This is a genomic window from Bradyrhizobium sp. USDA 4516, from assembly GCF_054055915.1.
In genome coordinates this window covers 8,258,950-8,270,976 of sequence record NZ_JBSRXT010000001.1, presented here as the reverse complement: position 1 = coordinate 8,270,976, position 12,027 = coordinate 8,258,950, and the positions used below count along the sequence as shown (strand labels likewise).

The 12,027-nt window shown below is 65.3% G+C and carries 12 protein-coding genes and 1 tRNA gene; 10 read left to right on the top strand and 3 right to left on the bottom strand.

Features of this window, described 5'->3' with window-relative positions:
• Nucleotides 1-14 precede the first annotated feature (14 nt).
• Nucleotides 15-1,238, bottom strand: a complete 1,224-nt coding sequence (locus ACVI1L_RS38315; RefSeq protein ID WP_456785192.1) for a serine hydrolase domain-containing protein — start codon at nt 1,236-1,238, stop codon at nt 15-17.
• Nucleotides 1,239-1,407: 169 nt separating this feature from the next.
• Between ACVI1L_RS38315 and ACVI1L_RS38310 the strand changes: the two genes are divergently transcribed.
• Nucleotides 1,408-1,483 (top strand) — tRNA-Trp (locus ACVI1L_RS38310).
• Nucleotides 1,484-1,547: 64 nt separating this feature from the next.
• Here ACVI1L_RS38310 and ACVI1L_RS38305 read toward each other — a convergent pair.
• Nucleotides 1,548-2,753 (bottom strand): ABC transporter substrate-binding protein, encoded by a 1,206-nt coding sequence (locus ACVI1L_RS38305; RefSeq protein ID WP_456785191.1) that lies wholly within the window; start codon nt 2,751-2,753, stop codon nt 1,548-1,550.
• A 184-nt stretch (nt 2,754-2,937) separates the two neighbouring features.
• Between ACVI1L_RS38305 and ACVI1L_RS38300 the strand changes: the two genes are divergently transcribed.
• Together ACVI1L_RS38300 and ACVI1L_RS38295 are read left to right on the top strand one after the other, a co-directional pair.
• Complete coding sequence (locus ACVI1L_RS38300; RefSeq protein WP_018272155.1) at nt 2,938-3,702, top strand: FadR/GntR family transcriptional regulator; 765 nt, start codon at nt 2,938-2,940, stop codon at nt 3,700-3,702.
• A 58-nt stretch (nt 3,703-3,760) separates the two neighbouring features.
• A complete protein-coding gene (locus ACVI1L_RS38295; protein ID WP_456785190.1) occupies nt 3,761-5,374 on the top strand; it encodes an acyl-CoA synthetase in 1,614 nt (537 codons plus the stop codon).
• A gap of 5 nt (nt 5,375-5,379) precedes the next feature.
• Here the strand turns inward: ACVI1L_RS38295 and ACVI1L_RS38290 are convergent, their stop codons facing one another.
• On the bottom strand, nt 5,380-6,288 hold the full coding sequence (locus ACVI1L_RS38290; protein WP_456785189.1) for a DUF3313 domain-containing protein: 909 nt from the start codon (nt 6,286-6,288) through the stop codon (nt 5,380-5,382).
• 204 nt (nt 6,289-6,492) lie between these two features.
• Here ACVI1L_RS38290 and ACVI1L_RS38285 point away from each other — a divergent pair, with 204 nt between their 5' ends.
• The 7 genes from ACVI1L_RS38285 to ACVI1L_RS38255 all read left to right on the top strand — a co-directional run bounded on the left by ACVI1L_RS38285 (nt 6,493) and on the right by ACVI1L_RS38255 (nt 12,024).
• Nucleotides 6,493-7,239, top strand: coding sequence for a response regulator (locus ACVI1L_RS38285; protein WP_456785188.1), 747 nt, complete (start codon nt 6,493-6,495; stop codon nt 7,237-7,239).
• Nucleotides 7,240-7,259: 20 nt separating this feature from the next.
• Nucleotides 7,260-8,573, top strand: coding sequence for an ATP-binding protein (locus ACVI1L_RS38280; RefSeq protein WP_456785187.1), 1,314 nt, complete (start codon nt 7,260-7,262; stop codon nt 8,571-8,573).
• Nucleotides 8,574-8,909: 336 nt separating this feature from the next.
• Nucleotides 8,910-9,101 (top strand): preprotein translocase subunit SecE, encoded by a 192-nt coding sequence (gene secE, locus ACVI1L_RS38275; RefSeq protein ID WP_028335448.1) that lies wholly within the window; start codon nt 8,910-8,912, stop codon nt 9,099-9,101.
• Between the two features lie 20 nt (nt 9,102-9,121).
• Nucleotides 9,122-9,655, top strand: a complete 534-nt coding sequence (nusG, locus tag ACVI1L_RS38270; RefSeq protein WP_021081670.1) for a transcription termination/antitermination protein NusG — start codon at nt 9,122-9,124, stop codon at nt 9,653-9,655.
• Nucleotides 9,656-9,785: 130 nt separating this feature from the next.
• Complete coding sequence (gene rplK / locus ACVI1L_RS38265) at nt 9,786-10,214, top strand: 50S ribosomal protein L11 (RefSeq protein ID WP_016840552.1); 429 nt, start codon at nt 9,786-9,788, stop codon at nt 10,212-10,214.
• A gap of 6 nt (nt 10,215-10,220) precedes the next feature.
• On the top strand, nt 10,221-10,913 hold the full coding sequence (rplA, locus tag ACVI1L_RS38260) for a 50S ribosomal protein L1 (RefSeq protein WP_018272150.1): 693 nt from the start codon (nt 10,221-10,223) through the stop codon (nt 10,911-10,913).
• A gap of 154 nt (nt 10,914-11,067) precedes the next feature.
• Nucleotides 11,068-12,024 carry a 2-hydroxyacid dehydrogenase gene (locus ACVI1L_RS38255; RefSeq protein WP_057019555.1) on the top strand — a complete coding sequence of 319 codons (957 nt, stop codon included), beginning with the start codon at nt 11,068-11,070 and terminating at the stop codon, nt 12,022-12,024.
• Nucleotides 12,025-12,027 lie beyond the last annotated feature (3 nt).

Sequence of the window (12,027 nt, the reverse complement as noted above, 5' to 3'; positions counted from 1 at the left end):
CCCGGAATGACGGACTACTCCACCGCCGCATACACCCCGTTGCGCACCAGCGAGCGGGTATATTCGCGCTGGCCCGGGCCCTGCATCATGAAGACCGCGATCAGGTCTTCGCTCGGATCGATCCAGAAGAAGGTGCCGGCCATGCCGCTCCAGAAATACTGGCCGACCGAGCCGGAGAACGGCGCGATGCCCTGCTGCATGCGCACGGCGAAGCCGAGGCCGAAACTGTGGCCGGGCGACACCAGCGTGCCTTGGATCTTCACGCCGGCGCCGAGGTGATCGGAGGCCATGAATTCGAGCGTCTTGCGGCCGATGATCCTGGTGCCGTCGAGCGAGCCGCCGTTCAGCAGCATCTCCGCGAAGCGGGCATAGTCCATCGTGGTCGAAACCAGGCCGCCGCCGCCGGATTCCATCGCCGGCTTCTCCAGCATGTTGAACAGCTGCACCTTGTCGTTGGTCCAGGGATCGTTGGCAAAGGCCTCGGCGAGGCGGCCGGCATTGGCTTCCCCGGTGTGGAAGGCGGTCTCGGTCATCTGCAGCGGCGAGAGGATGTGCTCAGTGAGGTACGCGCCGAGCGTCTTGCCGCTGACGACCTCGATGATGCGGCCGAGTATGTCGGTGGAGCGGCTGTAGTTCCACTCGGCGCCGGGCTGGCAAACCAGCGGCATGCCGGCGAGCATGGTGGCGTGCTCGGCATTGGTGATCTTGCGGCTGCGCAGCCGCGACTGCTGGTAGAGCTGCTGCACCGGGCCGTTGCCGGTGTGGTCATAAGTAAGCCCAGACGTGTGGCCAAGCAGGTCCTGGATCGTCATCTGCCGCTGCACGGGTACCAGCTCGAGCTTGCCGTTGTTGTCGACGCCGACCTTGGTCTCGGCGAATTCGGGGATGAATTTCGCGACTGGGTCGTTGAGCAGGAAGTGGCCGTCCTCCACCAGCTGCATGATGCCGACCGAGACGATCGGCTTGGTCATCGAGAAGATGCGGAAGATCGTGTCATGGGCCATTGGCGCCGAGGCGGTCGGGCTTTGCCGGCCGATCGCGTCGAACCAGCCGATCTGGCCGCGCCGCGCCACCAGCACCGTCACGCCGGGCACGGTTCCCTTGTCGACCTCGCGGCGGAAGGTGTCGGACATCGCCTGCAGCCGCACGCTCGACAATCCGATCGATTCGGGCTTGGCGAGGGGAAGAGAAGGGGTGGTCGGGCTGGCGGCGTGCTTGGTGGCGGTTTGGGCGTTCATGGTCTCTCCCTGGTTGTTGATTCTTGCGGCGAGGTGCCGACACGGGGTGATCGCCGAAGTCTGGCGCAGAAGTTTTGCAATGAACAGAAGCTTCACCGCTTCGCCCTTGCAAACCGGCCATGCCCTGTGCTTGAAACGGCGCGAACCGGCGGCGACGCGGGTTCCCTGCAGGAGTGTAGCTCAATTGGTAGAGCACCGGTCTCCAAAACCGGGGGTCGCAGGTTCGAGCCCTGCCACTCCTGCCAGCCTTTTCCCAATCATTTGAATGCCTTGGCCGAGGTCCCGGACCCCGGCCATGATCCTGTTCGCCTACTTGATGAGCGGGCAGCCGCCGTCCTTCAGCGGCCGGAACGCCTGGTCGCCGGGCACTTCGGCGAGCACCTTGTAGTAATCCCACGGCGCCTTCGATTCCTCGGGCTTCTTGACCTCGAACAGGAACATTGAGTGCACCATGCGGCCGTCCTCGCGCACCACGCCGTTGTCAGTGAAGGCGTCGCGGACCGGGGTCGCGCGCATCTTGGCCAGCACCGGCTTGGTCTCCTTGGCGCCGGCGGCCTTCACCGCGTTGAGGTAGTGCAGGGTGGCGCTGTAGGTCGCGGCCTGGTTCATCGTCGGCATCCGCTTCATGCGCTCGAAGAAGCGCTTGCCGAAGGCGCGGGTGCGGTCGTTGAGATCCCAGTAGTAGGCCTCGGTGATGATCAGGCCCTGCGCGAGCTTGAGCCCGAGGCTGTGGATATCCGAGATGAACATCACGATGCCGGCGAGGTTCTGCCCGCCCGCGACGATGCCGAATTCGGAGGCCTGCTTGATGGTGTTGATGGTGTCGGCGCCGCCATTGGCCATGCCGATGATCTTGGCCTTCGAGGCCTGCGCCTGCAGCAGGAAGGACGAGAAGTCCGGCGTGTTGAGCGGATGCCGCGCGCTGCCGAGCACCTTGCCGCCGGCGGCGCGGACCACGTCGCCGGTGTCGCGTTCGATCGAATGGCCGAACAGATAGTCGGCGGTGATGAAGAACCAGGTATCGCCGCCGTTCTTCACGATCGCGCTGCCGACGGTGTGGGCGTTGGCGTAGGTGTCGTAAGTCCAGTGCAGCGTGTAGGGCGAGCAGGACTTGCCGGTGATGTCGGAGCTCGCCGCATCCGTCACGATCATGATCTTCTCGAACTGCTTCGACATCTCCATGCCGGCGAGCGCGGTCGCCGAGGTCGGCATGTCGATGATCATGTCGACATTCTCGGCCTCGTACCATTTGCGGGTGATGGTGGCGGCGACGTCGGCCTTGTTGAGGGCGTCGGCGGTGACGAGCTCGATCGGCTTGCCGAACATCGACCCGCCGAACTCCTCGATCGCCATCTTGGTGGCCTCGACATTGCCGGCGCCGCCGATGTCCGAATAGACCGACTGGAAATCCGTGAGCACGCCGATCTTGAGCGGCGCCTGCTGCGCGAGCACCGGCCCTGCCAGCACAGCCGCGATCAGGCCGGCGGCGGACAGACTCGTGACGATGGATTTCATGATGGTGTGCCTCCCCGAGGTGTTCTTGTCAGTTTGTCCGACAAAGCTAGATTTGCCCGGTTCCGGTGTCAATTCCGACCGCCCGGGTGCGACAATCAGGCCGAATATTGCCCGTTTGACGCCCCAAGGGCCTTCGCCTATCTTTTGTCCGACAAACGACAATCGGGGTCCGGGGGAGCTGAAGATGCCCACCACGCCGCTGTTCCGGCGTATCGATGTCGCGCCGGCCTATCAGAAGGTCGCCGACGCGATCGAACGCGAGATCATCAACGGGCGGATCAAGCCGGGCGAGCCGATCGGCACCGAGCAGCAGCTGGTTGCGCAGTTCGGCGTCAACCGCTCGACGGTGCGCGAGGGCATTCGCGTGCTCGAGGAGGGCGGGCTGATCCGCCGCGATTCCAGCCGCCGGCTGCAGGCCTGCCTGCCGCGCTACAACAAGCTCGCGACGCGACTGTCCCGCGCGCTGATCCTGCACGAGGTGACGTTCCGCGAATTGTTCGAGACCTCGATGACGCTGGAGGTCGCGAGCGTCGAGGGCGCGGTGGAGCGCGCGACCGAGGAGAACATCGCCGAGCTCGCCGGCAATCTCGAGCGCAGCGCAGCTGTCGTCGGCAATCCCGCGGCGCTGGCCGAGCTCGATGCGGAATTCCATGTGCTGATGGCCAAGGCTTCGCAGAACCGCGTGCTGCAACTGGCGCGCGAGCCCGCCGCGCAACTGTTCTTTCCGACCACCGAGATGATCGTGGGCGGCGTGCCCGAGGGCGGCGCGCGGCTGGTCGAGGCGCACCATCATCTGCTCGACGCGATCAAGCGGCGCGACAAGGAGGCCGGCGTGCTGTGGACGCGGCGGCACCTGCAGGACTGGCGGCGCGGTTTCGAGAAGATCGCCTCGCTCGATCGCTCGGTCGAGCACACCTACATGGAACACGCTTACGCCGCCCGGCAATAGCGACGGCGCGGCCAAGACAAGACGAAAACAACGCAACAAGCACATTCGGGAGGGACAAATGAGCGGAGACATCGCAGCAACCATCCAGCGCGCCCGCGGGCACAGCATCGGCGATCTGCTGCGCCGGTCGGCGAAGCGCTACCCCGGCAAGACCGCGCTGATCTGCGGCGCGGTGAGCTGGAGCTTTGCGGAGATGGACGCGATCTGCAATCGGCTCGGCCGTGGCTTGCTCGCGCTTGGCGTTGCGAAGGGCGATCGCGTCGCGGTGCTGTCGCGCAACTCGCACGGCTTCGCCGCGCTCCGCTTTGCGGTGGCCCGGATCGGCGCGATCCTGGTGCCGATCAACTTCATGCTCAATCCGGACGAGATCAATTTCATCCTCGCCAATTCCGGCGCCAAGCTGCTCGCGGTCGGCCCCGATTTCGTGGAGACGGCGCACGCTGCGGCCGCCAAGGGCTCGGCGGTCGAGACCTTGATCTGGCTGCCGGACGAGGATCCGGCCACCGCACCCGACGGCATCACGACGTTCGACACCCTGCTGCACAGCGACGCCTCGGCGCCGGAGGTGTCGGTGGACAGCCGAGATCCCGCGCAGGTCATCTACACCAGCGGCACCGAGTCGCTGCCGAAGGGCGCGATCCTCACCCACGAAGCCGTTATGTGGCAGTATGTCAGCTGCATCATCGACGGCGGCATGGCGACCGACGATACGGTGCTGCACGCGCTGCCGCTCTATCACTGCGCGCAGCTCGACGTTTTCCTGGGGCCCGCGATCTATCTCGGCGCCACCAGCCTCATTACCGGCAAGCCGGTGCCCGACAATGTCCTGGCGCTGATCGCGGCCCACAAGATCAATTCGTTCTTCGCGCCGCCGACGATCTGGATCGCGATGCTGCGCTCGGGCGCGTTCGACCGCACCGACCTGTCGACCCTGCGCAAGGGCTATTACGGCGCCTCGATCATGCCGGTAGAGGTGCTGCTCGAGTTGCAGCGCCGGCTGCCCGAGGTGAAGTTCTGGAATTTCTACGGCCAGACCGAGATCGCGCCGCTCGCGACCGTGCTGTCGCCTGAGGACCAGCTGCCGAAGGCCGGCTCGGCCGGCAAGCCCGCGATCAATGTCGAGACGCGGGTGGTCAGGCCTGATATGACCGACGTCGGGGTGGGGGAGGTCGGCGAGATCGTGCATCGCTCGCCGCATCTGTTGTCAGGCTATTACAACGATCCGGTCAAGACCGCGGCCGCGTTCGCCGGCGGCTGGTTTCATTCCGGCGATCTCGCGACCATCGATGCCGACGGCTACATCACCGTCGTCGATCGCGTGAAGGACATGATCAAGAGCGGCGGCGAGAATGTCGCGAGCCGCGAGGTCGAGGAGATGATCTACCGGTTGCCTTCGGTGTCGGAGGTCGCGGTGGTCGGGCTGCCTGATCCGCGCTGGATCGAGGCGGTGACCGCGATCGTCGTGGTCAAGGCCGGCCAGAGCCTCGATGCCGACGCCGTCATCAAGCATTGCGCGGCGTCGATGGCCCATTTCAAGGTGCCGAAGCAGGTCATCTTCGTGGATGCCTTGCCGAAGAATCCGAGCGGCAAGCTGCTCAAGCGCGAGCTGCGCCAGCGCTATCTCGGCGGCGCCACGCTCGACCAGGCGGTGCAGAAGAGCTTCGCCGGCTAGGCTGTCTATTGGCCAGCTGTCGCCGGCGCCTTGTCCGACCATTCCGGCGGCAAGCCGAGCTTGCCGGCGGCCATTCCGACCAGGCCGGGATTGCGGCCGAACGCCTCGCAGGCCGCGTATTTCGGCTTGCCGCCGAGCGTTGCGCCAATCTTGTCGAACGATGGCAGCTCCGGCGCCTTTCCGAATGGCGTCGCGCCGGTGACGACGAGCTTGCTGAAATCGTCGCTGAAGGAAGGGGCGAGATCGTAGGCGTCACCGGCGCTCGAGACCATCGGCGAGTTGGTGAAAGAATTCGCCCCGCGGGCCCAGATCATCGCCGCCTGCTGGCGGCTGGCCTGATCGCGCACCTCGGCTTCGACGGTCAGGCTGCCAAGCCCGACCGGCAACCGCGGCACCGGCACCGGCACGCCCGCGCCGAGCGCGCTCGGCAGGAAGCTGACCACCTTGGAAGTGCCCGCCGCGACCTCGTCGGTGGGCGCCGCCTGGGTGACAAGCGCGTGCAGGGACAGATCCGCAGGCTGATCGGGACCAACAACCTGCAGCCGCTCGCTCAGGCCGACGCACAGCGAACGATCGATCGCGTTGGCCACTAGGTGCCGCTGCTCCTGGGACAGCGTCGGCGACGCTGCCTGCGAGAAGGTCGTCGGGACGATCCGCACCGTCTTCGCGGCGAGGACCTCGTCCTTGTTGACGCGAACCAGCGATTTCGCCAGCACTCCGTCGGACGGCGTGAGACTGTCGTAGGATGCCAGTGACCCGCCTCGCGTCATCGGTGCGCTGGCACAGCCCGACAACAACACCATCGCAACCGCAGCGCCGGCAAGCAGGGATGACCGATTGGGCTGACCGTTGCGCGACGCCCGGCCCGTGCTCCGCGCATCAGTCGCAGCGCCCGGCAGAAATTCGATTCTCATGTACCCCTCGAACGACCGCTCACCCCACGAACGATCGAAGGTCACGATAGAGCAGGGCCGCCGGGGTCGGGATTAAGAGATATTAAGTCAGATGTAGCTCGCGAAACCGCGCGACCTATTTGAGCCACATTTGGCCGTGCAGGCTTAACAAAACGCTATATTTGCGCACTGCGCATCCGGGGCCGAGGCCTCTAAAATGCCGTGATGCAAATCCTGGAATACGACCTCGTGGCTTTCCCCGTCACCAACGCACGCATCCTCTGCGTCGAGGACGATGCCGATATCGCGCGCATGCTGGCCGAGGTGCTTGAGGACAACGGCTTCCGACCGGTGCTGGTCGGCTCGGCCGTGGAGATGGATGCGCTGCTCAAGCGCGAGAGCTTTGATCTCGTCGTACTCGACGTGATGCTGCCGGGCGAGGATGGGCTGAGCATCTGCCGGCGCCTGCGCATGTCGTCTTCGATTCCGATCATCATGGTCACCGCGCGGGGCGAGGACATCGACCGCATCCTCGGCCTCGAGCTCGGTGCCGATGACTACGTCACCAAGCCGTTCAATTCGCGCGAACTGGTCGCCCGCATCCGGGCGCTGCTGCGCCGCGTCGAGAGCGGCGCCACGTCGCGGTCACGGCCGCGTCCGCTGACCTTTGCCGGATGGCGCATCAACCCCACCACCCGTGAGCTGCATGACCCCGCGGGCGTCCGGATCACGCTGACCGGTGCCGAGTTCGATCTGCTGCTGGCGTTCTGCCGCAATCCTGGGCAGGTGCTGTCACGCGAGCAATTGATCGAGCAGGCCTTCGGCGGCCTGATCGCCTCAGTCGAGCGCAGCGTCGACGTTCATATCAGCCGCATCAGGCAGAAGATCGAACCGGATCCGAAGGACCGCTCGATGATCAAGACGGTGCGGCTCGGCGGCTACGTGTTCACGCCTGCGGTCGAGCAGATATGATGGGATGGGCGCAGCGGCTGATGCCGCGCAGCATCGCCGCGCAACTCATGAGCCTCGTCGCGCTCTCGGAACTGATCGGCATCACGCTCGCGGCGGTGACCATCATTTTTCTGTTCGATTCTCCCTCGATCACCGACACGCAGAAGTTTCTTGCCGGGCGGGTCGCGGAGCTCACGCAGCTCGTGCGTTCCACGAAGACGCCGGCAGACGCGGATGAACTGCTGGCCGCAGCCAGGCGCGGCGGTCTCGACGTCAGGCGCGTCGCCTTAGGCGAACTGGTGCCTCGAACAGCCGCAGAGACGCGGTCGTTTTCCATGCGAGCGTTCCGGCAACTGGCTGCCGAGCCCGGAATTGAATTGATGGAGGATCTGCGCCATCCCGCAGGCTCGTCGTCACAGGTGATCGTGAGACTCGACGATGGCCACGCGCTGATGGCCGATGTTGCGGTCAAAGGCGGCCTTTGGTCCACTTTGCTCCGCCCGCTGGCCGGGGGGACGATCATCGTGCTGATCTCGATGCTGCTGCTGTCGGTCTATGCGGTGCGTTGGGTGATCGCGCCGCTGGCCGATGTCGCGCGTGCCGCGACCTCGTTCGGCCGCTCGCCGCGGGCTCCCGAGGTGCTGCGCCGGCGCGGTCCGCTCGAGATCGCCCAGGTCACCGACGCGCTGAACGACATGCGCACGCGTATCGCAGCGCTGCTCGACGACCGCACCCGCATGCTCGCCGCCATCAGTCATGACCTGCGGACGCCGCTGACCCGGCTCAGGCTGCGCACCGAGCGCGTCGGCGACGACACCCTGCGCCCGGCGATGCTGGGCGATATCGCCAAGATGACGCGCATGATCAACGAGACCCTGGAGTATCTGCGCGAGGATGCCCGCTCGGAGGGGGCGTCGTTCATCGACCTGCCGAGCTTCCTGCAGACCATCTGTTCGGACTTCGCCGACATGGGCCACGCGGTATCCTATGCCGGGCCGGCGCGTCTGCCTTATGCCTGCCGGCCCCGCGCGCTGTCGCGCGCCGTCACCAATATCGTGGAGAATGCGGTCAAGCACGGCAGCAAGGTCGCGGTGACGCTTCGCCCCATGGAGGCCGGCCACATCGAGATCGAGGTGGCGGATGACGGTCCGGGCATCCCAACTGCGCTGCACGACAAGGTATTCGAGCCCTTCTTCAAGGCCGACAGCGCCCGGCAGGAGGGGGGCTTCGGGCTGGGGCTATCGATCGCGCAGGATATCGCCAAGCGCCATGGCGGCAGCATCGCTTTGAGGCTGCGGGAGCCGAGCGGACTGCTCGTATCGATGCTGCTGCCGCCAAAACCCGGCCTGGCCTAGAGGGGCGAGACGAACGACGCTGATCCCGCCAGGACGCCAGGGGATCGCAGGGCGCCGGCTAAGCCCTTGATTTGGAGAGACCAATGCCCGATCTCCCCGAACCGGGCGGGAGCCGGACCCGACCCCGCCGACCTTGACGTTTGGCCGGTCTCGCAGTAGATACTCGCCACTCGCAGCCGGCCCGCTTTGATGGCGGATATCCGGCGCGGCCTAATTCCCCGAACATTCGAGCTCGTTTATCGGCTCAACCTTCCAAACGAGGGCTGGGTCCGCAAGGTCGGCTGTTCGGATTCCTTGAAACGTTGCAATCGTCCGGAGACGGACGCGGATCTCACGATGGCTTTCAGCCCGTTCAAATTCCTGCAGGAAGTGCGCTCGGAGACCGCCAAGGTCACCTGGCCGACGCGCCGCGAGACGACCATCACCACCATCATGGTGTTCGTGATGGTGGCGCTGGCCTCGGTCTTCTTCTTCGCCGCAGATCAGATCATCCGCTATCTGATTACCCTGATACTGGGCATCCACTGATGAGCATGGGAACTCAATTGATGGACAAGCGCTGGTACATCGTCCACGCCTATTCGAACTTCGAGAAGAAGGTTCAGGAATCGATCCGCGAGCAGGCCAAGCAGCGTGGGCTGGAAGAACTGTTCGAGCAGATTCTAGTGCCGACCGAGAAGGTCACAGAGGTGCGCCGCGGCCGCAAGATCGACGCCGAGCGCAAGTTCTTCCCGGGCTATGTGCTGGTGAAGATGAAGCTGACCGACGAGGCGTTCCATCTGATCAAGAACACCCCGAAGGTGACCGGCTTCCTCGGCGCGGAAAACAAGCCGATGCCGATCTCGGAAGCGGAGGCGATGCGGATCCTGCACCAGGTGCAGGAGGGCGTGGAGCGTCCGAAGGCGTCGGTGTCGTTCGAGATCGGGGAGAACGTACGCGTGGCCGACGGCCCGTTCGCCTCGTTCTCCGGCGTGGTGGAAGAAATCGACGAGGCGCGCTCGCGCGTCAAGGTCGCGGTGTCGATCTTCGGCCGCGCGACGCCCGTGGAACTGGAATTCGGTCAGGTCGAAAAGGTGGTCTGACCGGACGGCGCGGGGTATCTGCCTCGCGTCAAGTCGAGAGGCCGTGGGAGGGAGGAGGCGGTCGCCAGCCCCTTCAACCGAACCACGGAACCTGAAACCGCCGGCACGTCCGGCACAACAGGAGTGATAAATGGCAAAGAAAGTGACCGGATACCTGAAGCTTCAGGTCCCGGCCGGTGCGGCGAATCCTTCGCCCCCGATCGGCCCCGCGCTTGGTCAGCGCGGTCTCAACATCATGGAGTTCTGCAAGGCGTTCAACGCGCAGACCCAGAAGGAAGAGAAGAACACCCCGATCCCGGTGATCATCACCATCTATGCGGACCGGTCCTTCACCTTCGAGATGAAGACCCCTCCGATGTCCTACTTCCTCAAGCAGGCCGCCAAGATCCAGTCCGGATCGAAGGCGCCGGGCCGTGACAAGGCCGGCCAGGTGACCAAGGCGCAAGTGCGCGAGATCGCCGAGAAGAAGATGAAGGACTTGAATTGCGACACCATCGAATCGGCCATGAAGATGGTCGAGGGCTCTGCCCGTTCGATGGGTCTGGAAGTTGCGGGGTAACGGGCCATGTCAATCGGAAAGCGTTTGAAGAAGGCCCGCGAGGGCGTCGATCGCGAGAAGCTCTATCCGCTCGCGGATGCCATCAAGATGGTCAAGGAGCGCGCCAAGTCGAAGTTCGACGAGACGATCGAGATCGCGATCAATCTCGGCGTCGACCCGCGCCACGCCGACCAGATGGTCCGCGGCGTCGTCAACCTGCCGAACGGAACCGGCCGTACGCTTCGTGTCGGCGTGTTCGCGCGCGGCGCCAAGGCTGAGGAAGCCAAGGCCGCCGGTGCCGACGTCGTCGGTGCGGAAGACCTGGTCGAGAAGGTGCAGGGCGGCGCGATCGATTTCGATCGTTGTATCGCCACGCCCGACATGATGCCCCTGGTCGGCCGCCTCGGTAAGGTGCTCGGTCCGCGCGGCATGATGCCGAACCCGAAGATCGGCACCGTGACCATGGACGTCACCAACGCCGTGAAGGGCGCCAAGGGCGGCTCGGTCGAGTTCCGCGTCGAGAAGGCGGGCATCGTGCAGGCCGGCATCGGCAAGGCCTCGTTCTCCGAGGACAAGCTGGTCGAGAACGTCAAGGCGCTCGCGGACGCGGTCTCCAAGGCGAAGCCGGCGGGCTCCAAGGGCACCTACATCCAGCGCGTGGCGGTTTCCTCCACCATGGGCCCGGGCGTTAAGGTCGAGCCGGGCACAATCCTCGGCTGAGGTCTCTGGCCGTGACGAGATAAAGAGGGGCGGGACCGGGCAACCGGTTCCGCCCTTTGTTTTGCCAAAGCGTTTTCGAGCGAAGTGGCTACCGGTTCGCGTGAAGAAAACGCGCCAAGACAAGATCTGAAGCCTCTCGCAAGAAAGAACAACAATGCCCGATAAGGTCCTGGTCTATTCACGCTTTCCCAAGGCCCAGCTGATCCGCTTCGGCGAGCGCTATGAGCTGCTGAACGCGGCGGGCAAGCGATTGGATGAAGCGTTCCCGGCGGCCGAGCTCGCCGATATCCGCGCCATGATCACCGCGGGCGGCACGGCGCTCGGCACGGAGGCCATGGACATGCTGCCGAAGCTCGGCGCAATCGTCTGCTACGGCACCGGTTATGACGGCGTCGATCTCGCCGCGGCCGCCAGGCGCGGCATCGCGGTCGGCCACAGCCCGGGGGCCAATGCGGCCTCCGTCGCCGACACGGCGGTGACCTTGATGCTGGCGTCGGTGCGGCGGCTGCTGGTGGCTGACAATTACGTGCGGAGCGGCGACTGGGCCGGTGCAAAGCCGTCGCCGATGATGCGGCCGCAGGCCGGCATGCGCGGCCGCAAGGTCGGCGTCTACGGCATGGGCGAGATCGGCCGCAAGATCGCCGCCCGCGTCGCGGCCTTCGAGACCGAGGTCGGCTATTTCAGCCGCTCGAAGCAGGACGTGCCCTATCAATACTTTCCGACGCTGGAGGCGCTCGCCGATTGGTGCTGCGTGCTGCTGGTGGCCGTCCGCGCCGGCGCCGAGACCGAGCATGCGGTCAATGCCGACATCCTGCGCCGGCTCGGCAGCGACGGGTTCGTCGTCAACATCGCGCGCGGCTCGGTCATCGACGAGAAGGCGCTGGTCGCAGCGTTGACCGACGGCGTGATCGCCGGTGCCGGCCTCGACGTGTTCGCGAGGGAGCCACATGCGCCCGATGCGCTGACGGCGTTGCCGAACGTGGTGCTGTCGCCGCATCTCGGCGGCCACACGCTGGAATCGCACGTCGCCATGCAGGATTGCGTGCTGGCCAATCTCGACGCGTTCTTTGCCGGCAAGCCGCTCGCCTATCCGGTGGCGACGGCGGCCTGACCG

Coding starts and splice junctions, on each gene's coding strand:
- ACVI1L_RS38315 (WP_456785192.1), bottom strand. CDS start 1,238: ATGAACGCCCAAACCGCCACCAAGCACGCCGCCAGCCCGACCACCCCT.
- ACVI1L_RS38305 (WP_456785191.1), bottom strand. CDS start 2,753: ATGAAATCCATCGTCACGAGTCTGTCCGCCGCCGGCCTGATCGCGGCT.
- ACVI1L_RS38300 (WP_018272155.1), top strand. CDS start 2,938: ATGCCCACCACGCCGCTGTTCCGGCGTATCGATGTCGCGCCGGCCTAT.
- ACVI1L_RS38295 (WP_456785190.1), top strand. CDS start 3,761: ATGAGCGGAGACATCGCAGCAACCATCCAGCGCGCCCGCGGGCACAGC.
- ACVI1L_RS38290 (WP_456785189.1), bottom strand. CDS start 6,288: ATGAGAATCGAATTTCTGCCGGGCGCTGCGACTGATGCGCGGAGCACG.
- ACVI1L_RS38285 (WP_456785188.1), top strand. CDS start 6,493: ATGCAAATCCTGGAATACGACCTCGTGGCTTTCCCCGTCACCAACGCA.
- ACVI1L_RS38280 (WP_456785187.1), top strand. CDS start 7,260: ATGCCGCGCAGCATCGCCGCGCAACTCATGAGCCTCGTCGCGCTCTCG.
- secE (WP_028335448.1), top strand. CDS start 8,910: ATGGCTTTCAGCCCGTTCAAATTCCTGCAGGAAGTGCGCTCGGAGACC.
- nusG (WP_021081670.1), top strand. CDS start 9,122: ATGGACAAGCGCTGGTACATCGTCCACGCCTATTCGAACTTCGAGAAG.
- rplK (WP_016840552.1), top strand. CDS start 9,786: ATGGCAAAGAAAGTGACCGGATACCTGAAGCTTCAGGTCCCGGCCGGT.
- rplA (WP_018272150.1), top strand. CDS start 10,221: ATGTCAATCGGAAAGCGTTTGAAGAAGGCCCGCGAGGGCGTCGATCGC.
- ACVI1L_RS38255 (WP_057019555.1), top strand. CDS start 11,068: ATGCCCGATAAGGTCCTGGTCTATTCACGCTTTCCCAAGGCCCAGCTG.